Here is a 19,720-nt window from a genome sequence, read left to right as displayed (position 1 = left end):
GACACCGCCCCGGTGAGTCACAAACCTCCGAACTCCCTGTGAACCTGCTCTTCAGCGCGGAAACCGGGGGCACCGACCTGGATTCCGACACAGGCGCCACGTCCACCGAATCCTGTGTGGAAAGCTGTTCTGGTGAAGAAGCCGCTCTACCGTCGCGTGAACACCCGGACCAGGTTCGTCCGCCACGACCACGGCGGGGATTACCGGCACCAACGCAACACGAAAGCCGAACGCGGCTCCGATCTGACGCGCGGGCCCATGGGACGGCGGGTACGCCGGGGCCTGGACTACACGCCGTTGTTCCGGTTCCTGCTCGGCAAGATCGGTGCGGACTGGAACGAGGCGCGCGACGATGCCGCCGCCCGGCTCGATTCCGCCGACCCGATCTATTGGCTGGTCGCCCGGCAGCCGCACGAACGACGCGAATACGTGCGAATCGGCGAGGCCAGTTACTACAGCGGCCTCTACGTGGACGACGGCAACCGGTTGCAGGCCGTCAATCCCGAACTGGGCGCCGACGACCTGGAACCTGCCTGCCCGTGCTGCACCCACACCTTCAACGGCGCCCGGTTCACCCGGAAGTACCAGCCACCACGGTGATGGCAACTCGACAGTCACGTCACCACGACAGGATGAGACTCGTGGCCGCGGCGAACGCCCGGAACACCGCCGGAGGCGGCACTCCAGCGCGGGCCTGCTCGGCCACCCCGGCTCAACCTCGACACCCCGGCGGCCCGAGTCGCCATCGCCGCCCTTTACCGGGAACTGCAGCGGCAGCTGCTCGGGCGCAGCGGACACGCCGACGACCCCCGTGCCCGCCAGCTCGCCGCCTAGGCCATCCGGCACGCCGTGCCCACGATGCTGACCGAACGCCAGCAAGCCGACGCTGCCGCCGCGCTCGTCGATGGCTGGGGCCTGCGCTCGCTCGGACGTGCCGTCGGCCTGGCGGATCGCACGCTGAGCAAGACCCTGGGCTCGCTCGAAGATCAGGTCCGGCAGCTGACCTGGATCCGAGACCACCGCGAGGAATGGTCGGGCGCGTGCCGCGCGGCCGGCGCCGCGGTGCAGAAGGCCGTCCTCTACGTGTTGCCCGACGAAGACCAGCACGACATCAGGACCTTGCGCGCCGCGGACGTCGATGCCCTGCTCGACACCGTGCCTGCGGCACGTCGCGTGATCGCGACAGAGGCGTACTGGGCAACCAGCACCCGCGACTCCCTCACCGAGCTGTCGACCCTGTTGGAGCAGCTCGACTACGCCGAACCCCCGACCTCCCGTCAGCGACATAGCCGTCCAGGTATCCCCCGCCCCACGGGTCAGACCCGGCCCTGACGCTCACGATGGACCTCCCGGACGTCCATCGCCGAGGGGCGCCGGGTACCTCGGCCCGGCGCCCCTCATTCACCTGCTGGCGATTAACGGTTGCAGAGGCGGTCGTACCAGGCGCCGCGGTATGACCACGCCGGACCGAGCTTTGTGGTACCGGGGCTGACGCACCTTTCGGTGTCCAGTCCGGCGGGAACGTCGATCTTGATCCAGATCTTGCTGCCGTCCGAGGTGCAGTGGTTGTACCAGGCTGAGCCGTCGGATTCCGAGTAGCCGCAGGGCTTGTCGGCTGCCACTGCAGCGTTCGCGACCGTTGCGGAGCCGAGGAGGCCGAATGTCACAGCCGCCGTCGCAGCTGCCAGTCGAGTTGCACTCTTGTTCTTCATGGGTTCCTCCCGTGTTGGTTTTCCAGAATTGCGGCCGTTGCCCGCTCTTGCCTGGTTAAAAGTCGAAGACAGCCCAGGGTCACGCTTATCTGTTCTGGCGGGCAACTGTATGCGCAGTTCCGGAACACGGGGAAGACTGCTTCGGCGAATAGATTTAGCTATAGTCAAATCCGAGCATTCGTGCAGGTCAGAGCTTTGGCTTTGAATTCCATCCAGTCAGGTCACGGTCTGGCCGATCCGGTGCAGAACCAGTATGCGCCAGGCAGAGTTGAACTGTCCTGACTGCTGTCACCGGCGCGAATGATTGCGGTATTGTTCTTCGTCGAGTCGTAAAAACGAGCGACCACGGGAAGGTTGTTGTCGTAGGAAAAGACCGCGTCCTGCAGGTGATAGTCAACAAGGCGCCAGCACGCGTTCTGCCGCTGGGTGCGGAAATTCATGTCCTCGAATCCGATGTTCCGGTACAGGCATAGCCACGCCGCCTCGCACGGTTCCGCGACCGTGGCAGGCCCCAGTCGTTCCGGCTGCGGCCACAGCACGACGGCCAGCGGCACGCCGACAACCGCGACGGCACCCAGGATCCACCATCGACGCCGCCTGAACCGCGGTGTCACCGGCGGGCTCGCCAGGGGCGCGGCCTGGACCGAATCCACGGCCGGGGGCGAGGCCTCTGCCGGGGCTGCCGCGGCGGCGGCCGCCAGCTCCCATTGTCCTCGCCACTGCGAGCGAACCCGCTGTTCATCCTGACCGAGCACGCCGACCGCCAGGGAGCGGACGAATTCCCACGTCGTCTCCCAGGAAGGCAACTGCGTACCCCGCGCCGCCGCGGACAACGCCGCCGCCGACACCAGCGCGCCGTGCTCCTGACGCATCGCGGCGTAGGAGGGGTCTCCCGCGCGCTGCTTGAGTTCCCACAACTGCCGGGCGAATACCGCCGTCGAATCAGTACCCTCGGGCGCCTTGGCTACCCGGCCCCGGCGTCTGCTTCCTGCTGTCTCGTTACCCATGGCGCTCCCCACGTCACGGTCCGACAAACGGGCAGTATGCCAGCGAAATCTCGATAAACTTGTCCCCCGATCGGTGCCATCACCGACACCAACGGTGTCGATGCTTCCGGCCCCCGCGTTCCGGATTCCGCAATTCAGGACTCCGCCGCCAGAGCCGACGTGGGCCTGGTGCCCGGAGCTTGGGACGATCCTGGCGCGGTGGTCCCGGCAGAGGGCCGATGCGGGGCCTCGCCAGTCGGGGGTCGCGAACGACCGCGCGGGCCGGGTGAGATCGCGCGACGGCCGGCGGGCTACCGTGCCGCTGCCGCGCGGAATCGTGCCGTGACGTCCTGGCCGAGCTGGATGCCGGCGGTGATCGTCAGCAGGCGCCCGTTGATGTGGGCGGAGTACCGTCCGGCAGTTTCCAGGTCGGCGACCGGGACTTCACGGACCTGCCGCACCGTGTAGGTGGCGCTGTCGAGGGTGATTAGCACGGCGATGTCGAAATCGAAGGAACGGAAGGCCGAGAAGGACGCGCCGGGCCGCGTGTCCGGGGCGACAGCTCTGGCCTTCACCTGGACTCGGCGGCCGTCGGCGGCGAGCAGATCGTAGGACTTGGCCGAGTTCCCGGCCAGCTTCCCGTCGTAGACCTGGGCGGCGAGGTATTCGGCGTAGTCACCCAACGGGGCGTTGCGGGTCCGGACGACACCCCGGTCGTGCAGCTCCTGCAGAATCGCGGCGTACCGAGCCAACAAGTCCGAAGTGGACAGATCGGTGAGATCGTCGCTTGCTGGCACTCGCTGATCCTTTCGGAGCGGAACACTGTGGCTCGGTGGTCGGGTTGTGCCACGCAAGTTCGCCGTTGGCACGGCAGTCCAGGCTCTCCCCTGCCATCCCGCTGCTGCGGTGTCGTCCGTCGTGGCGCGCAGCCATTCCGGACTCCCTGCCTAGCGGGGTTGCATGTCCATGACGTTCAGCGCGAGGCCCGCATATCGCTTGGGTTCGTACGTCATGACGGCGATCGGGCTTTCGGCGGCTTCGACGGCGATCTGTGTCACCTCGAGCCCTGCCAGGTCCGGGGTATCGGTGTGCGCGGCCTGTGCACCGATCTCCAGTGCGTTGGTGGCCGACAGGGCGAGGACTTCGACCGGGCCCGCGGGATCGTTGAGCAGCCATGACAGGTCCGGGTGGTGTCCGCCGAGTTCGGTGCCCGCGACGAGCAGCGACATGGCGGGGATGACGAGCAGTCGACCGCTGGTGATCGCCTGGACGACGATCGCCTGCGCCAGTCGTGGGTTCAGCTCGCGTTCGTAGGCGGTCAGGAAGGTCGAGTCCAGCAGCAGCGCACGCGGCACGCTCACGCGGCGTGATCCGACCCGAGCCTGTCCACCCGCGCCAGGATGTCGCGGGCAGCCTGATCGGCCGCCTGGTAGGCGGGTGAGGTCGGGTCGATGCCCCGGCGGGCCAGGAGCCCGCTCGCGACCTCCGCGCGGTGCTGGAATGTCGCCCGGCCGCCGGGGAGCAAGCGGTCGAGCTCGTGTGCGGGCAGCGCGGCCAGCGTCTCGACATCGACGCCGTCACGCACTGCGATCCGCTGAGCCAGGTACTGGTCAGCGTCGGAGCGGTTCGCCAATGCCGAGGACATAGCATCGATGATAGCGGGGATCGAGTGCGATGGACATTGGCTAGACGATCTCGCTCGAGGTCGGTGGTGTGGTCGGTGATCGTGATGGCTGGTGGTGCTAGCGACGAGCTCGTGGTGGCGTCAGGCCATGTCGGCCAGGAGCCGTGCCAGGCTCCCCAGCGGGACCGCTGTTCCGTCCCGCCGGATGATCGACGCCGCGAGCCGCTGGATCTCGTCAGCTCTGCCCGCGCCGAGTCCTGGCCCGGGGTTGGCGGCCGCGTCGAGACGAGCGAGCCGGACCGCGCGACGAAGCCGCGGGATCTGCGCGGGGTCCCCGGTGCGTGCTGCGATCGCCACCGCCTCGAAGACATCAGGGTCCAGCAGGAGCGCGGTGTCCGCGGTGACCGCCGGATCGATCTCTCGCACGCCCCGCTCCCACAGGGCGCCGAGCGCGCGTTGCCGCCGGCGCACCGCCTCCCGCCGTCGCTCCAGCGGGCTCGCTTTCTGACGGGCGCCGGGTCTCCGGTCCGGCCCGGCGGTGCCCGGCGAGGGCTGCGACGGGGCGCGGCGCTCCGCATCACCGTGGACGAGCCGCATGCGCTCGGCCCATGCCTGGAAGGTCGTTCCGGCGAGCGGAGGGTCCGGCACGGTGGTGGGAAGGCGGGTGATGTCGCGCGTGTCGCCCTCTCCGGCGGGATCAGTAGGGATCCAGGCGTGCAGCCGCCGGGCGAGATAGACCTTCAGCGGTCCGACGGTCGGGGTGTCACGATCGACGAACCACGGCAGTTGCCGGGTCCCGTCCGGGCCGGAGTCCAGCATCCGCGTGATCGCGTCGTTGCACCAGCCCGCCCGATACAGCGGCGTGAACAGGGCGATCAGCTCCCCCGCCTGATCCCGGGGCCAGCGAGCGTGTCCGATCAGCGTCAGGACCGCGGCGGTGATCTGCCGGTCGGTGCCCGGGATGACCTTCCCCGGCCAGGACCGGATCTGCCCCGCCCAGCCCCACGACCGGCCCCCGGCAGCGTCGCGTGTGGCGGCCTGCAGCTCGGCGGCGATGATGCCCGGGACCGGGCTTGGGTCGGCGGCTGGCTGACTCATTCGAACGGCACGGTCTTCCAGGCAGGCGGTCAAGGTTCGCTGATGGTGCCATCGCGCTCTCCGGGAGGGGTCGGTGACACGCGTGAGGTCTTTCCGGGCCGGGCTATCCGGCAGACGCCTGCTGGGCGGCGACGTTCGGTTCCCCGTACTGCTTCACCAGTTCTCGCCTGACCTCGACGGCGTCCTGACGGGCATCGCAGAGCCGGGCGAGCCAGGAATCCCAGCGCAAGCCGTCGTTGTCGAGTTTCTTGAGCCGAAGCCGGAACTGGCTGGTGAAACCGATGAAGACCGGCGTCTCACCACCCCGGAACAGCACAAACGCCACATCCATGCCGCGCTGCGGGCAGCTCTTGGTGTCCAGACCCTCGAAACCGGTGTTCCCGGTCCAAGTGGTTCCATCAGACCCATTCGGCATCGACCCGGCGAAGCGAGTGGGCGTGCTGCGGTCGTACCGGATGTGGGCTTCCCAGCGATCGCGGAACGTCCCTAGCCCGTTGTCCTTGCTCCAAGCCCGGAGCTGCTCGTAGGCGCTGATCAAACCCTTCCAGTCCAGCTGCCCACTCTGGTGCGCCTGAGCGATCCGGCGGAGGTAGTCGTCTTCCGCCGCGATGATGCGGTCACGTAGTTCGGTGTGCTCCCGATGCAGGCCCCGCGTCCCAGTACACTGCCCTGGCAGAAGCTACACCGCAGCAGCCCCGCTCTTCTCGGGCTGAGGATCGCAACGACACACCCGAGCGCACACCTGTGCGCTCCACGTCGTGCCCAGCCTCACGAGAGCGGAGATGAACGTGTCCACACTGGACGACCTCTACCAACAGACCCTGGCCGCCATTCCCGACGGCGCCTGCCGCATGCTCGTCGCCTACAGCCGCGCACGCCTCACCCGTATCGAGCCGGTCGCGCACCTGCTCGACCAGGACCGAGTTGTGGTGACACCCCACGAAGACGGTGGTGTGACGCTCGTGTGGGATGAGTACAACGGCCACGTCGCGGCGGAAATGTTCAGGCTCACGATGGGGATGGTCTTCACCGGGCCCGGCGTCCTGCTCGACCCGCCGGAGCAGTTCTACGCACACCCGGACGGGTGGTGCCCGGCGTGCGCCGAAGCCCTGCTGGAAGGCCCGCCAGTATGGGGTATCTGGCTCTCCCAAGACTGGGAACGCGGCCACGTGCGCGCTGAACTGCAGTACGGCCAGCCACGGTCCGTGTCCAGGTTCGCCAACCGCACGGTCGCCGAGCAGGAGATGCGCTCGCACCTGGCCGCGTTACGCCGCGACCGGCAGCGTCGGCGCTCGGCCCTGCCGGTGGAAGTCCTCGTGCTGGACCGCGACCCGCGGCGGGCGCCGCGTTTCCGGCGGGACGCTGTCGGCGAGAACTCCCAGCTGTGGCTCTGGCACGAGGACCCCACCGCTGCCCCTGCGGCCGTCCGGCGTCACAGCGCATGGCCCGACGAGGTCTGGCTGTTCCCTCACGACGGCGAAGAAGCCGACGAGGTCGTGGTCGTGCCCGGCACAGAGTTCGCGGCGCGCGCCCGCGCGGAAGACCACGACACGGAACGCCGCGAACGTGCGCGCCGTGAAGCGCGACGCACCGGCGAGCAGGTCACCACGCTCGACGGCTGCACCATCGTCTGGCACCGCGAGAACGACACCGACGTCGAGGGGTATCTCAAGTCGATTCTCGATCCCCGCTCCTCCGAACCTGCGCGCCGGATATGCGCCGACGGAACCCAGGTACCGCTCGACGGCGCGCCCCACGGGCTGACGGTGTACGGGACCCATCAGTTCAACCGGCCGTGTTTCGCCGATGCGGCGACGATGACCCCGCAGTACGCCCACCTGCTCGACGGCATCAAGCAGTCTCGCGGCATCACCGTAGGCGGCTGAGCCGAGGAACCTTGCGCTGCTACGCGTGGCGGCCGCACTCGCGGCGCGTCGGTGCGGTCCGGATGGTCGGCGACGTCGGCTTTCGAGGACGCGGCCTCTCGATCCGGGCCACCGGCGTCGTCGATGCTGCTCCCCGTCCGGGGGGGGGCGAGACGCTTCCCCTCGCGCGCTTCCCACACCCATCGGTGAAGGATGCTGCTCGGATCGGAGGTAGCCGAGCCCGTCAACCAACTGCTCCACGCTGCCTGGCAGAGGCTGCCGGTCACTGAGGGTCGCACCCAGTCCGTGGGACGTGCCGACCGCGGATGCAGGCCGTCCGTACACCGCGGACTACACCGCAGCGTGCGTCGCGAGCTTCCTCCGAAGAACTACACGTGCGAAGATGTGGCCGGAACCGGCGCTGGCCGACGATGGCGTGGTACCCGAGTTCGGGAAGGTCTGCGAGTTGAGCCAGGTCGAAACTGGCTATCAAATCTGGATCATAGGTCTGCTCGAGTTCCTCACGGCGATCTCGAATATGGGCGGTGATCGCGTTGAAGCTGCGGTTGACCACATGCCGAGTCAGGTCCTGATGCGCGTGGATATCGAATCCCGCCTTGGCCAGCTCCTCTCGATAGGTTTCCGGTGTGGCTGGGAACGCCATTTTGAATCTCTCCGCGTAATCGGCCAGGTGGCGTCGCTTCCCACGTTCGACCGGTCCGGTAATCACGAGGTCGGTGATAAGCACACGCCCGCCTGGGCGCAGAACCCGCGCGATGCCGGCTAGAGCTTGCGCTCGATCGCTAAGGTGGCAAAGGGATTCGATGGCCCAAGCCGCGTGGAATGTGTCTGAGGGGAAGGCTGGGTTGCTCGCGTCTCCGTACTGAAACGCTACCTGTTCACCCATGCCGCTTGCGGTGGCCTGCGCGTTGGCGATGCGTACCTGGTCGGCGCTGACAGTGATTCCGCGGACGTTCGCCCCAGAGGCTTTCGCCAGCGTGATGGCTGGGCTACCGCAGCCGCTCCCGACGTCGAGCACGGTCTGTCCTCTGCGTGGGTGGAGCATGCCGATGGCGAGTGAGGTCATCCGGCGGGTGGCCGCCTGGAGGGTGTCCTGGGGACCACATGCATCCGGAGTCGGCCAGTAGCCGAGGTGGAGGTCGTCACCGAGGATGTCCCGGCTGATTCCGGTGAACCGGTCGTAGAACAGGCCGATTCGCGCCGGCACGAGCGTGTCCTCCATGGCGTCTCCCCGGTTCAGGCTCTCGGCAGGCGGCATGGCCTGCCGAGAGCCTCCTGTTCAGTGGACAGTGGACGGTCCCACGACGGCGGTCGCGACGAGGGAATGTCCGACTCCGAGTCCTTGCTGGAGCTCTTGTTCGCAGACGAGAAGAGATTCGGCCAGCAGTCGTGCGTGCTGCGGCGATGTCAGGCCGCTGGTCGCCCGCGTGGATTGCGTGACGATCGTGTTCCAACGGTCGGTCAGGAGCGCGAAGAAGCCCTGTACCTGTGCCGGGGCGCGACCTGCGGGGTTTCGGAGCACCAAGTCGCCCGGGTTGACGTCGGTGCGGCCGCGGGCGAGGTCGTTGAGCAGGCTTCGGTACGGCGGGATGGCCTCGTTAAACGTGAGGGTCGCGGTGTGCCTGCCGACGACGATGGAACGGTCGGTGAAGGTCAGGTCCGTGAGGCGGGCGCCCGCGTTCGCCGCAGCCGAGATGAGCGCTGCGTCGAGGGATCGACGGTCGAAGAAGCTCATCTGGTCGTGGATGGTCTCGGTGGCGTCCTCGAAGAAGCTCATGTTGTAGGGCCAGCGAGTCTGGGGCCAATGCGGTGTCCATTCGAGGGAATACCGGCCCAGGACGTCGACCACGATGACCGCGTTGTCGCGCGTTCTGACGATCTTTTCCATGATCGTTCTGAGCACTTCCACCACCTCGTCGTGGGGCAGATGGGAGTACGGAACGCCACAGGACATGTAGACGTCGAAGTCTCCGTCCGGGAGGCCGGTACGCATGTCCGCGACTTCGAATACCGCCGGCCTGTCCGTGTGCTGAGATCTGGCGGTGTCGATCATGTCGGGATCGACGTCGATGCCAAAGTAGTCGAGTTCGTTCTCGGCCACGACGGGGGCCAGGCCCTCATGGGACTCGGTCAGCAGCGCCAGTCCGTCGCCGGTGCCGCACCCGACATCCAGTACACGGATCGGCTCACCGGGTCTCGGATCGCTCTGGGCAAGGGCGTGCCGGAGAACCCGATGGGTGACGACTTCTTCCATCATGACTTTCACGGGGTCGCGTCGGCGTGGCGAAGTGTAGTGCGCCTGGGCATCGGAATAGGAGGCTGATGCACGCGCGGCCATCTGGTTCATGCGCTGCCCCGCCCCGGCCCGGTACTTCCCACCCGCTTGTCCTCTGCCGACCAGCCTCGGGAGGAACTGTGGCGCCGTCGGTAGCGGCCGGGGTCGCGGACGGCCCGGTACAGCTCGACCCAGTTGCGGACTGTGCGCAGTAGTCCATCGTCGGGAGCGCTGTGCCAGAACCGGTTCTGATCGTCGTGTCCGAGCTCGGGGCAGAACAGGGACACGGCAAAGGTGGTGCGGTGTCCTTTAGTGACCGGCGTGACGGCGTGGTAGACGAAGCTTCCGCGGGTGAACATGGTGTCCCCGGCATGTCGGAACGGCGCTGTCTTCACCAGCGGATGATGTTGCCCTTGGGTGGTGATCTCGTCCTTGGCTAGCTCGAAGTCGGCGCGGTGCCCTTGGAAGTAGACGTAGTCTCCGCCGTCGTGCTGGTCGTGGTCGGTCAGGGTCATCGTGAAGACGTAGTTCATCCCGTCCACGTGCCATTTGGCGACTTCGGGTTCGCGTCCGGCGGACGTCGAGTTGTAGTAGTTGATCTGAACACCCGCGTCGCGGATCGGATGGGGCAGAAGCGGCACTCCGGCGATGACGCCGGTGAGGCGGAGAAAGCTGGGGTCTCGGAGCATGTCATGCACGAACGGGGAGATGGATTCGACGTTGCGCAACCTGCGGGTGACCACGTAGTCGTTGTTCACCGCGGCGTCGTCGAGCCGTGTGCAGATGTCAGCGAGGATCGCCGTGCCTTTGTCGGTGAGAAGTCGAAACGGTCCAGCCATAGCGATGTCGTCGTAGCCGGTAGCCAGCCGGGACAGCTCGTGACGACGATAGCCGAACTCATCCATGAGGGAACGGTTCAGGTCTTCGGGGATCGGCGCGACGTAGGAGCTACTCCATGCCGGCTCCTTCCAGTCGTAGTCCGATGCCATACGCTGGTGTGGTCCGAGCGATCGCCGGACGCGGTCGAAGCCGGTCGTGATCGCGTTGACTCTCCGGTGCTCGGTGGTGGTCATCGGGTTGCCACTCCCCCATCGTCGGTTCCCGCCATGGCGTTGGGTCGGCGGGTCTGCATGTATAGGTCGGCGCGGCGTCGAGCCTGGGACACCCAATCGTCGAGAACGGTCTCGAGCGGGTCGTCGAGGAGAAGCCGCATCAGCGTGTTGTCGTCTTTCCAGGGTTCGGTCACCGCTTCGAGCGCGAAGACCAGGGTGAGACGTTCCCCGTCAGGGAAACTCTCGGCGCGGTGAAGGAGCCTGCGTCCCTGCATCAGGACACTGTGCGTGGTGTCCTGCGGGATGCGTTCGAGTTCGTCGCAGCGGAAAGCCTGCCCTCGGGCGAGCCGGTACTCGCCATCCTCGGGTGCTCCGCGGTACACCATGGTGCCGCCGCCGTTGGTCGTTCCTGTGGCTGCCAGCGGTATCAGCTCGACCATGGCGGCGCCGTCCGTGTGGTACTCGATCGGGACTTCACCGGGACGATAGAAGTTGATGTGCGCGGAGGCCCTGGCGACCGGGTAGGGCGCCAGCTCGGTTTCCGCCAGTTCGCTCAGGGCCTCCAGACGCCGCGAGTCGGTCATCAGTTGGTCTACCTCGGGGATACGTCGTTGCGCTTCCCGCAGGTGCCGGAGTCCCAGGAAACGTTCCTCGCTTGAGGCATCGTGTTCGGGAAAGAACTCTTGAGCGAGCTGACGTGCCTGTTTCTCGATAGAGTCCAGTAGTTCCCGATCGTAACTATGACATATTCGTGCGAATGCCAAGTCGCTGACGCGTTTGAGATCGTCGCCGACACCGGTCATTTCGGACAGTGTGGCCTTGGTCGTCACTTCCATCAATCCCCCCACGGGATTATTGGTCTGTCCCCGACGATGACGGAGGTAGATTTCCCAGACTTCGGCGACAACACACACGAAAGATCCACATACCACCCGATCGGCGGAGCAATAATCGACACTCGAGGATACCACTGAACCTTTTCGCGGAATTCGTAGAAGATCGTCACGCGCACCGATGATCAAGCAGTAGATGATCGAGGACGTGTAGTGGCCGACCCTGACGGGTACAGCTGACCTTGGAATGATGGCGAGAACCCGCGCCGACACAACGCCGCCAACCCCTGGAAACCCACGAACGGAGAGGTCGGATTCATGCTGCGCAATTCCACCGAGTCGCTTGAGGATGGCTTCTACTTGTCGGCCTACCTGACAACGCCGGGCGCGGCTCATCTTCTGAGTACCGCCACGCGACACGACAACAATGTGTCACTATGGCGCAAATCCGGAAACACCATCACACTTGAGCGCTACTGGGAGCTTGAACGGTTCACCGGCATCAAGCATTACGGATTCGGTACCGCGGGACAAAAACAAGCTTCCGCCGCACTGGGCCAACTACTCGCTTCGACGGGGCTGTCGCTGACCGATATCCGTGAATGCTGGGGAACGCCCGGCGTCAGTGGCGTGGACGTGGATGTCAGCGACTTGTACCGCGACACTCCATTGCCCTACCACAGTGTCTGCCATGTGTTCAGCGCGGCGCTTCTCGCAGGGACCCCCACCAGCGACCGGACAATCCTGGCGTTCGCGGTCGACGGCGGGCCGGACTTCGACCTGGACGTCCGCCGCTTCGACAACTGGTACGCCGGTGCCGTGTTCCGCGGCGACACAGTGGAGATGTTCCCGATCGAGTCTCCCGCGCCGCTCTACCACGTCGCCGCAGAGCGCTACGGCATGGAGGAAGGCACGCTCATGGCCCTGGCCGGTGCGTCCACTGCCAACGCGGACGCGACCGGTCTGACCGACGAAGTGCACCGGACGGTCCGGTTCCGCGGGCGACCGGCCTACGGCGACGCCGAAGCGATCCTCGACGAACTCGACGGACTCGTCCGCAAGCAACTGCTCGCCACGACGCCGGACACCGGACCCGCCCTGAGCGACGAGTTACTGGTGATCAGTGCCGCGATGAAGCATGTCCAGGACATGAGCGAGGCGGTTATGCGCCGCAACGTGGACAACGCGCTGACCGAACACCGGCTGCGTCCTCGCGAGACCGAACTCGCGCTCGCCGGCGGATACGCGCTCAACTGCCCCACCAACAGCCACCTGATGAACCGCTACGGCTTCCACCGGCTGCTGGCTCCGCCCTGCGTCAACGACAGCGGGCAATCACTCGGGATCGCGCTGGCGACCATCGCGGCACGCACCGACCGCTTCCAGTTCAGATTTCCCGGCGCCTACGCCGGAGACCCGGATCTCCAACTCGGCGACGCCCTTGACGAGTACGCCGACCACATCGCGGACGTCAGGCAAGCCGATCCTCATCAAGTAGTAAGCGACCTCGCTCAAGGCCCCATCGCCTGGGCCGACGGAGCCGCTGAACTCGGTCCCCGCGCGCTCGGTAACCGAAGCCTGCTGGCAGCCCCGGGCAATCAGGCCGCGAAAGACCGCCTGAACCAGGTCAAGGGCCGTCAACCGTGGCGACCGGTTGCTCCGGTCATCCTGGCCGAACGAGTCGGCGAATGGTTCCACGACGCACGCGAATCCCCGTACATGCTCGAGACCTTCCTCGGAACCGCGAAAACCAGGCAGGCCGCCCCCGCCGTGCTTCACCTGGATGGAAGCGCCCGCGTCCAGACCGTCTCCGCGGACCAGAACCCCCGGCTGCACACCGTGCTGACGCAGGTCGAAGCCGCCACCGGGGTGCCGATCCTGTGCAACACCTCGCTCAACGACAAGGGTGAGCCGATCGTGCAGAACGCCTCGCAAGCCCTCAACTTCTGCCTGCGGAAAGGCGTCAGCGTCGCTTACGTCTCCGGCGTCAGACTGGAACTGGACGGGACGGACTACGGTGCGGACATGCCCGCTCGGCGGCCGCTTGCCGACATGGCCGCGCCCACCGAGGACTCCGCGGCACTGCGCGCTCGGCTCAACCCACACGGCCTCGACGAGCTATATCTCAATCTGTGGCTCCGCGTTCCAGAGCTGAAAACCGGCTTCGACCCCGCCAATGCGGCCCATCTGCCGGCCTTGAAGCGGGCAGCCGAGGAGTGGTTGCGTGTCTACCCGTGCACCCTGTCGTGGTGGGGTACGGGATTCGCCGGCCGCGCCGCCTACCTCGACAAACTCGATGGCCAAGGATTCGCCCTCGGCATCGGCCGTCCGTGGACCACGACCCCGTCCAGCTGACCGCCGTTCAAGATCGGCTCGGTTGGGGTACCTGGGAATCGTCGGCGCAGGAGGGAGACTTGGCCGTGGGATCATCGCCACACTCGACCGAGTCGAGCACGGCCGGGCGGCCTGCCGCCTCCCGAGCGGCGGGAACATGGTGGCGGATCGGCTTCGCCGTCCTGTTCACGTGCGTGTGGAGCAGTGGATTTATCGTTGGCAGCATCGGCACGAGAACCGTCGCCCCCGGCACCCTCGGTTTCTGGCGATTCCTCGTTGCCACGGCCGTCCTGGGTGCCATCGTCCTTCTCAGCCGCGCGCCGTGGCCCCGGAGACCCGCCGCGTGGATACACCTGTTCATTACCGGGTTCCTCCTGCAAACCTGCCAGTTCGCCGGTGTCTTCCTCGCACTCCAGCTGGGCGTCTCGGCGGGCCTCACCTCGCTAATCACCGACGCCACCCCTCTGGTCGTCGCCGCGGCAGCCGTCCCCCTGTTCGCCGAACGCCTTCGCCCATGGCAAATCGTCGGACTCGTGCTGGGCTTCGCCGGAGTCTCCGCCGCCGTCAGCACCGACCTCGCCGGATTCGGCACCATCACCGGCATTCTCGCGGCCATCGGCGGCCTCGCAGGATCAGCCGGCGGCACGCTCTATCAGAAACGGTTCGGCGACCACATGGACATGCGCACCGGCATGTTCCTGCAGATGGTCGCCGCGACCATCGGCATCACCCCACTCACCGCGGTCTCCGGCGGCTTCGCTCTCCCGCTCACCCCGGTCGCCATCGGCACCGTGACCTGGCTGGCGCTCGTCGGCTCGATCGCCGCCTTCGTCCTGCTGTTCCTACTCCTCAAACGCCAGCCAGGCGCGAGCGCCACCAGCTACCTCTTCCTCGTCCCACCCGTCACCGCCCTCGCCGGAGTCCCACTACTCGACCAGCACCTCGCCCCTGGCTCGATCCTCGGATTCGCCCTCGCCGCCACCGGCGTCGCCCTGGTCACCAGACACTCCCCACACTTTGGCGACAACAAGAACGGCACCAAGACGCACAACTCAACCGGCCGATGATGTCAACTCACGCCTATCTCACTCGCCCGAGACGTGACGTCTCCCTCGCCTCGCGTTAAGCAAAAGACCAGTCAGCACTCGCGACGACAGCGACGGATAACCCGACCCGCGGTCCTCGCCGCGGCGTATCCCGGCTACGACACCGTCGACGCCGCGCGGCCTGCACAGCCCGTGACCGCCTCCGCCCAGCGGCGCCGAGACCTGTCCTGTGACCTTGCCCAGACCGGGCGGATGGCGGGGTATTCAGTGGGTGCGGGCCACACCGGCCAGGCCGCGCGACCGTGCCGCATCCTTGACCGGGTTCGGGGTGTCGGGTCGCCATTGGGGCAGCCACACCAGCTCGGGCTCGACCAGCTCCAGGCCTCCGAAGAACTCGGTGATCTGCTCACGTGTCCGCATGATCGCGGCGTGGTTGGTCCGCCGCCCGTACTCCTGCGCCAGCTTCTTGCCCGCATTCTGCGTCTCGACGTCCTCGGGCGCGACGTGGATATGGGACAGCGCCAGGAAACTGCCCGGCGGAAGCATCGTGCGGTGGAAACCGAGCGCGGCGTGCGGGTTCCGATCGTCGGGCATGAAATGAGGTCGCCTTTGTGGGTTTCACTCGTGTGTACGGGCCCGTGGTTGTTCTTCAGCCGCGGAGCGTCCGGGTCGTGGGGACGCCGCTGGCCCAGCTGTACGACCCTCCTGGAATCGTCGTCGTTCACGCTGGTGTTCCTTCCGCGTTTCGCTGCTCAGTGGCTGGGGTGCGGTGCATGACGCGGTGGATGGTAGAGCGGCCGACGCTGTATTCCTCGGCGAGTCGGCCAGGGGGACTTCCCCGGCGGCGCGGCGGCGGATGGAGCGCTGCGCGGACTCGGGCAGCTGGGGCTGTTCAGCCTCCTTCTGGTTCAACGATGTTGCCTGCTGCCTTCGCGAGGTACTGGCGCAGCGCGTCGGTCACGAGACCCGACAGCGACTGCCCGGTGTCGACCGCGTGGTGCTTGAGCTCGCGAATCAAGTCCGTCGACAGATACACGTTGAACTGCTTGACGTCCTTACCAGTGCTAAGACGCCAGGGAGTCCTGGGCGTTTCTCGTTCCGCCAGGGCCGTGTTGAATGTGCTCAAGTAGCGATCTGGGGAGGTTTTTCATGACGTTCACGACGCCGGACAAGCCGGTCGACCTCGCGGTGCTGTTCCCGGAACTGGCCGGGCTGGCACGGACCGCGGTGCGGTTACACCCGTGGCAGGGCGAGGTGACACCGCAGGAGTCCTCGCTCGGCGGGCCCTTGTTGTGGCCGGCGGACGAACCGTGGCCGGTGTGCACCGTCGATCACGACGATCCACGTCCGCTGGCCAGCGCCGAAGGCCGGGAAGTGCAGCGGCGCCGGGACGAGCTCGGCGAGCGGCTGAACGAACTCGCGCGCGCGGGTGAGCACGCCGCGGTCGGTCCGCTCTATCCGGAGTTCCAGGCGCTCGAGGCCGAGATCCGCGAGTTCCGGCGCGCGGAATACGCCGAGAACCCGGCCATGGCGCTGCCCATGGTAGCCATCGCGCAGTTCTACGCGCGCGATCTTCCGGAGCTGCCGTTTCCCGAGGGAACCGATGTGTGCCAGGTGCTGTGGTGCCCGATCGACCACGAGCCCCACTACGCCCCGAGGCCCGAGGTCCACTGGCGGACGGCGGCGACCGCGTCCGAGGTCGCCACCGCACCCGAGCCGAACAGCGAACTCAGCGATGACTGCTACCTGCCCGCCCCCTGCCGAATCACCCCGGACCGGGTGAGGGAGTTCCCCGAGTTGGCCGATCTGTCTTCCGACGAGCTGCGCGAGCGGATCGAGAAGTGGGAAAAGGATCAGGATTGGGGCTACAACGAGAACCTGTCGGCCGCGCCGGGCACGAAGATCGGCGGCTGGATCTCCTGGATTCAGGACCCCGTCTGGCCGGAATGCGCCCAGGGACACCAGATGGCGCACCTGCTCACCGTGGCCACCGCCGAATCCGGCAGCAGGTCGTGGAAGACCTGGCTTCCGGTGGAAGCGCTGGCCTCGACCAAGTTCGAGAAGCGGGTGCGGTTCGCGCTGGCCGACGGCCGCACCACCAGCACCTCGATCGGGGTGGACGAGCAGTTCGATCCCACGACGTTCACCATGCTGGGCCAGTCCGTGGTGCCCGAGTCGGTCGAAGAGGAGATCATCCCCGTCCCCGACAACGAGCCGGGCAGGCTGGACCTGATGCTCGGTGACTGTGGCGACGTGTACCTCTTCGTCTGTCCCACCTGCCCGGACCGGCCCGTCGCGGTCGAGTTCCAATGCGGCTGAGTGCCTGTTCTGATTCCCGTTTTCTATTGTGAAGCAACGGGTTTAATGGCGTCTGGGCGTGTTCGGGCTGGTCGGGGGCCGGTGGGTGTTCTACGGTGGCTGGGTGGCGCGGCGGAGTGCGACAGCTCGTTGTGCGCGCCGGATCCCGCCGAGTGGCGCAGCGCCTGCAGGTTCAGGTCGGTGGCGTTGGAGATCCCGGAGCGGGCGGTGAGCGAGACGAGCGCTTTCGTCGCGCCCTGCTTGTCCCAGCGCTTCCCGGAGCCGGTGGCGAACAGTGGTGCCTCCGGCGGCAGGACGGCGAGGTTCAGCCGGGCGGCCCGGCACTCCAGGTAGGCGTCCCGATGGGCGGACAGTCGCGGATGGAAGGATGTGATTGATGGCTGAAGTGGTCAAGGCGATGAGGGCAGGCTCCGATGCGGAAGTGGCGATCCGCGCTGCCGACGCCGCGTGTGAAGTGATCCGGCGTTCTTATGGCAGCGCTGTGAAGCGGGTCGAGAAAGGCGACAGAGATTTCGCCACGGGGGTAGATCTCGCCGCGGAGCGCGTAATCCGGAGGGTGCTGCGGGAGGCTTATCCGCGCGATGTGATCGTCGGTGAAGAGTACGGCACGGACACCGGGGACGGGGCGCGGACCTGGCTGGTCGATCCGTTGTGCGGCACCGTGAACTACGCCGCCCAGACGCCGTTGGTCGCGGTCAACGTCGCCCTGCATACCGAGGGCGGCGTAACGGTGGCGGTGTCGGCGGACCCATTGTCCGGCGAAGTTTTCTGGACCAGTGGATACGGTGCGTTCCTCCGCCGGGACGGCCGCGACGAGCCCTTAATACCCGGGGCGGGCGACCGCGTCGTGGATGTCAATCTCGACCCGCCGTTCCCCAATGCCGTGACGTTCCGCGCAGCCCGGATGTTGCTGGACGATGCTTTCACCGAAGACTTCCGTCCCCGCGTGGTGTCCACGAGCCTGGCGGTGGCCTGGGTCGCGGCCGGACGGCGGGCCGGCTACATCACCGACGGGCACCTGCGGGACAGCGTGCATTTCACCAGCGGCATCGCCTTGTGTCAGGCGGCAGGCTGTGTCGTGACCAATCTCGACGGGCGGCCAGTGCACTCCGGTATCCAGGGATTGGTCGCGGCCGCCGACCCCGAGACTCACCGAAACCTGATCGACCTCGTTTCGCGCCATCGCAACGACTGAACGTCCGCTCATGCCGCAAGGCGGCCGAAGGAAGGCCAAGCGCACGCTCATGCCGATGAGCGTGATCCGGCTAGGCAGCGCGGTACCATCTGGTGTGCCCCCGGCAATCGATGTCTACGTGTGGGTGGAGCCCGGCGACCGGGACGGCTCGCTGTCGCGCTTCATCGATCGCTACGTCGACGTTGAGCAGCCGGGCGACCCAAGATTCCCGGCGTTCGTTCGGACTTTCGTCTCGCACGACCCAGCTCATGGTGACGCTGACGCGCTGGCGGAGCTACGCCGGGATGACGCAGCCGAACGTGCCTTCTCCCTGTACCTCCGAGCAATCGGACATTACGGCGCCATCGTCACCGTTACGGAAGAAGGTGCCCTCGTACTCGGCCTCAGTCTCGATGATCCATTGAACGCGTCCGAGACGACGCGGGAGGCAGCTGATCTGATGGCCGCCCTCATGACGGAGTTCGCTGCGACTGGCGGGATAGCCGGAGTCGAACTCCCGCCACCACAATCCGCATCCGAGTGGAGAGACGCGTCCGTCCTCCTGCGTACCGGTGCGGGCTAGAACACGGTTACAGCCAACGCCCGCTGCGGCCGCAAGGCGGGCGTGGTTCCGGCGCTGCCGAGCCCACCTGTGCCGTTGGGCGCGGGACTCTCGCGGCTCAGCGCGCGTTGTGGTGGCGGCGAGTGGCAGGTGGTCGTGATCGGATATCGGCCAGTGCCCACGGCTGCCGGCCGTGTCGCAGGTGGCCGGCGAGGAGGTATCCGATCCCTTCGGGCGTGAAGTTGGCGTCGTGGATGGCGGCTGGGGTGGGCTCGATGCAGTTCCAGGAACACCCGTCCGGTGCTGGAGGGAGCCGCTCAGTGAAGTCCCCCGAAGTCGAGTTGTCCCCGTCGATGTGCGCGATGAACACGTGCTCGTCGTCAACGCCAGTCTTGTCGATGTTGATAAGCGTCCCGATGGTCGTGTTGAGGTTCGCCTGCTCGCGGAGTGCACGCCGCAATGCGTCCTCGAACGGCCGGTCGGTGTCGTCGACCCTGCGGCCCGGCAGGAGATGTCGATGAGCGCTGTCAGGCAAGTCTTGTCGTAGGGCGAGCAGGTATCCGTTCGGTGCCTTGATGACCGCGCTCAAGCGAACAGACATGGACGGCTCCTCCTGCCGGGTCGGCCACGGTGAACTCCGGTGGGCGATTCTCGCTCATGCCGCAGGTGGCGCGCTCTCCGGTCTCGTGTAAGGAGCGATCTCACCCAGCATCGGAGGTCATGGAGCCCTCAGACCTGGACGAAACTGTGTTACGACTGGCGCCTGCGGCGTACCTCGGACGCTACTCAGGCGTGTCGCGGACGCATTCGGAGTCGGAC

23 protein-coding genes are annotated in these 19,720 nt (G+C 66.7%); 9 read left to right on the top strand and 14 right to left on the bottom strand.

Going from position 1 to position 19,720, the window contains the following annotated elements:
- Positions 1–132: 132 nt before the first annotated feature.
- Positions 133–600, top strand: coding sequence for a hypothetical protein (locus tag ACLJQ7_RS02575; protein WP_410646490.1), 468 nt, complete (start codon positions 133–135; stop codon positions 598–600).
- Positions 601–858: 258 nt separating this feature from the next.
- The gene (locus ACLJQ7_RS02570; protein ID WP_410646489.1) at positions 859–1,332 is read left to right on the top strand and encodes a hypothetical protein; all 474 of its coding nucleotides are present in this window, start codon (positions 859–861) and stop codon (positions 1,330–1,332) included.
- A gap of 83 nt (positions 1,333–1,415) precedes the next feature.
- On the opposite strand, the gene ACLJQ7_RS02565 is transcribed toward ACLJQ7_RS02570, so the two are convergent.
- From ACLJQ7_RS02565 to ACLJQ7_RS02535, 7 genes are all read right to left on the bottom strand, one after another.
- Complete coding sequence (locus tag ACLJQ7_RS02565) at positions 1,416–1,712, bottom strand: DUF6355 family natural product biosynthesis protein (protein ID WP_410646488.1); 297 nt, start codon at positions 1,710–1,712, stop codon at positions 1,416–1,418.
- A 221-nt stretch (positions 1,713–1,933) separates the two neighbouring features.
- Positions 1,934–2,719 (bottom strand): peptidase inhibitor family I36 protein, encoded by a 786-nt coding sequence (locus ACLJQ7_RS02560; RefSeq protein WP_410646487.1) that lies wholly within the window; start codon positions 2,717–2,719, stop codon positions 1,934–1,936.
- A gap of 290 nt (positions 2,720–3,009) precedes the next feature.
- Positions 3,010–3,495, bottom strand: coding sequence for a DUF6998 domain-containing protein (locus tag ACLJQ7_RS02555; protein ID WP_410646486.1), 486 nt, complete (start codon positions 3,493–3,495; stop codon positions 3,010–3,012).
- A 150-nt stretch (positions 3,496–3,645) separates the two neighbouring features.
- Positions 3,646–4,059: a hypothetical protein gene (locus ACLJQ7_RS02550; RefSeq protein WP_410646485.1), complete on the bottom strand. Its 414-nt coding sequence runs from the start codon at positions 4,057–4,059 to the stop codon at positions 3,646–3,648.
- Positions 4,056–4,343, bottom strand: coding sequence for a hypothetical protein (locus ACLJQ7_RS02545; protein WP_410646484.1), 288 nt, complete (start codon positions 4,341–4,343; stop codon positions 4,056–4,058). Before ACLJQ7_RS02545 ends, ACLJQ7_RS02550 begins: the two co-directional genes overlap by 4 nt.
- A 120-nt stretch (positions 4,344–4,463) precedes the next feature.
- Entirely contained in the window at positions 4,464–5,420 is a 957-nt protein-coding gene (locus ACLJQ7_RS02540; protein WP_410646483.1) for a hypothetical protein, read from the bottom strand.
- Positions 5,421–5,523: 103 nt separating this feature from the next.
- A complete protein-coding gene (locus ACLJQ7_RS02535) occupies positions 5,524–5,958 on the bottom strand; it encodes a hypothetical protein (protein ID WP_410646482.1) in 435 nt (144 codons plus the stop codon).
- A 250-nt stretch (positions 5,959–6,208) separates the two neighbouring features.
- On the opposite strand from ACLJQ7_RS02535, the gene ACLJQ7_RS02530 reads away from it, so the two are divergent.
- Positions 6,209–7,306, top strand: a complete 1,098-nt coding sequence (locus tag ACLJQ7_RS02530) for a hypothetical protein (protein WP_410646480.1) — start codon at positions 6,209–6,211, stop codon at positions 7,304–7,306.
- A 262-nt stretch (positions 7,307–7,568) separates the two neighbouring features.
- Here ACLJQ7_RS02530 and ACLJQ7_RS02525 read toward each other — a convergent pair whose 3' ends face one another.
- Genes ACLJQ7_RS02525 through ACLJQ7_RS02510 form a run of 4 tightly spaced genes read right to left on the bottom strand, consistent with a single transcriptional unit; the run spans position 7,569 to position 11,469 of the window.
- Positions 7,569–8,528 carry a methyltransferase domain-containing protein gene (locus tag ACLJQ7_RS02525; protein WP_410646479.1) on the bottom strand — a complete coding sequence of 320 codons (960 nt, stop codon included), beginning with the start codon at positions 8,526–8,528 and terminating at the stop codon, positions 7,569–7,571.
- A 57-nt stretch (positions 8,529–8,585) separates the two neighbouring features.
- Complete coding sequence (locus tag ACLJQ7_RS02520; RefSeq protein WP_410646478.1) at positions 8,586–9,653, bottom strand: class I SAM-dependent methyltransferase; 1,068 nt, start codon at positions 9,651–9,653, stop codon at positions 8,586–8,588.
- On the bottom strand, positions 9,650–10,654 hold the full coding sequence (locus ACLJQ7_RS02515) for a hypothetical protein (protein WP_410646477.1): 1,005 nt from the start codon (positions 10,652–10,654) through the stop codon (positions 9,650–9,652). The genes ACLJQ7_RS02520 and ACLJQ7_RS02515 overlap by 4 nt, the downstream gene beginning before the upstream one ends.
- Positions 10,651–11,469: a hypothetical protein gene (locus ACLJQ7_RS02510; RefSeq protein WP_410646476.1), complete on the bottom strand. Its 819-nt coding sequence runs from the start codon at positions 11,467–11,469 to the stop codon at positions 10,651–10,653. The genes ACLJQ7_RS02515 and ACLJQ7_RS02510 overlap by 4 nt, the downstream gene beginning before the upstream one ends.
- A 633-nt stretch (positions 11,470–12,102) precedes the next feature.
- Here ACLJQ7_RS02510 and ACLJQ7_RS02505 point away from each other — a divergent pair.
- Positions 12,103–13,821: a carbamoyltransferase C-terminal domain-containing protein gene (locus tag ACLJQ7_RS02505; RefSeq protein ID WP_410646475.1), complete on the top strand. Its 1,719-nt coding sequence runs from the start codon at positions 12,103–12,105 to the stop codon at positions 13,819–13,821.
- 65 nt (positions 13,822–13,886) lie between these two features.
- The gene (locus tag ACLJQ7_RS02500) at positions 13,887–14,867 is read left to right on the top strand and encodes a DMT family transporter (protein WP_410646474.1); all 981 of its coding nucleotides are present in this window, start codon (positions 13,887–13,889) and stop codon (positions 14,865–14,867) included.
- 243 nt (positions 14,868–15,110) lie between these two features.
- Here the strand turns inward: ACLJQ7_RS02500 and ACLJQ7_RS02495 are convergent, their stop codons facing one another.
- Both ACLJQ7_RS02495 and ACLJQ7_RS02490 read right to left on the bottom strand, forming a co-directional pair.
- Positions 15,111–15,440: an SAM-dependent methyltransferase gene (locus tag ACLJQ7_RS02495; protein WP_410646473.1), complete on the bottom strand. Its 330-nt coding sequence runs from the start codon at positions 15,438–15,440 to the stop codon at positions 15,111–15,113.
- 298 nt (positions 15,441–15,738) lie between these two features.
- The gene (locus tag ACLJQ7_RS02490) at positions 15,739–15,882 is read right to left on the bottom strand and encodes a ribbon-helix-helix domain-containing protein (protein ID WP_410646472.1); all 144 of its coding nucleotides are present in this window, start codon (positions 15,880–15,882) and stop codon (positions 15,739–15,741) included.
- A gap of 113 nt (positions 15,883–15,995) precedes the next feature.
- Between ACLJQ7_RS02490 and ACLJQ7_RS02485 the strand changes: the two genes are divergently transcribed.
- The 4 genes from ACLJQ7_RS02485 (at position 15,996) to ACLJQ7_RS02470 (ending at position 18,922) form a co-directional block, all read left to right on the top strand.
- The gene (locus ACLJQ7_RS02485) at positions 15,996–17,165 is read left to right on the top strand and encodes a hypothetical protein (protein ID WP_410646471.1); all 1,170 of its coding nucleotides are present in this window, start codon (positions 15,996–15,998) and stop codon (positions 17,163–17,165) included.
- Positions 17,166–17,345: 180 nt separating this feature from the next.
- Positions 17,346–17,498, top strand: a complete 153-nt coding sequence (locus ACLJQ7_RS02480) for a hypothetical protein (RefSeq protein ID WP_410646470.1) — start codon at positions 17,346–17,348, stop codon at positions 17,496–17,498.
- A 43-nt stretch (positions 17,499–17,541) separates the two neighbouring features.
- Positions 17,542–18,360 carry an inositol monophosphatase family protein gene (locus ACLJQ7_RS02475; RefSeq protein ID WP_410646469.1) on the top strand — a complete coding sequence of 273 codons (819 nt, stop codon included), beginning with the start codon at positions 17,542–17,544 and terminating at the stop codon, positions 18,358–18,360.
- A gap of 55 nt (positions 18,361–18,415) precedes the next feature.
- Positions 18,416–18,922 (top strand): hypothetical protein, encoded by a 507-nt coding sequence (locus ACLJQ7_RS02470; protein WP_410646468.1) that lies wholly within the window; start codon positions 18,416–18,418, stop codon positions 18,920–18,922.
- A gap of 97 nt (positions 18,923–19,019) precedes the next feature.
- Here the strand turns inward: ACLJQ7_RS02470 and ACLJQ7_RS02465 are convergent, their stop codons facing one another.
- Positions 19,020–19,502: an NUDIX hydrolase gene (locus tag ACLJQ7_RS02465; protein ID WP_410646467.1), complete on the bottom strand. Its 483-nt coding sequence runs from the start codon at positions 19,500–19,502 to the stop codon at positions 19,020–19,022.
- Positions 19,503–19,720 lie beyond the last annotated feature (218 nt).

Source organism: Amycolatopsis sp. cmx-4-54 (assembly GCF_046548895.1).
Taxonomy (GTDB): domain Bacteria; phylum Actinomycetota; class Actinomycetes; order Mycobacteriales; family Pseudonocardiaceae; genus Amycolatopsis.
This window is presented reverse-complemented; position numbering and strand designations above follow the sequence as displayed.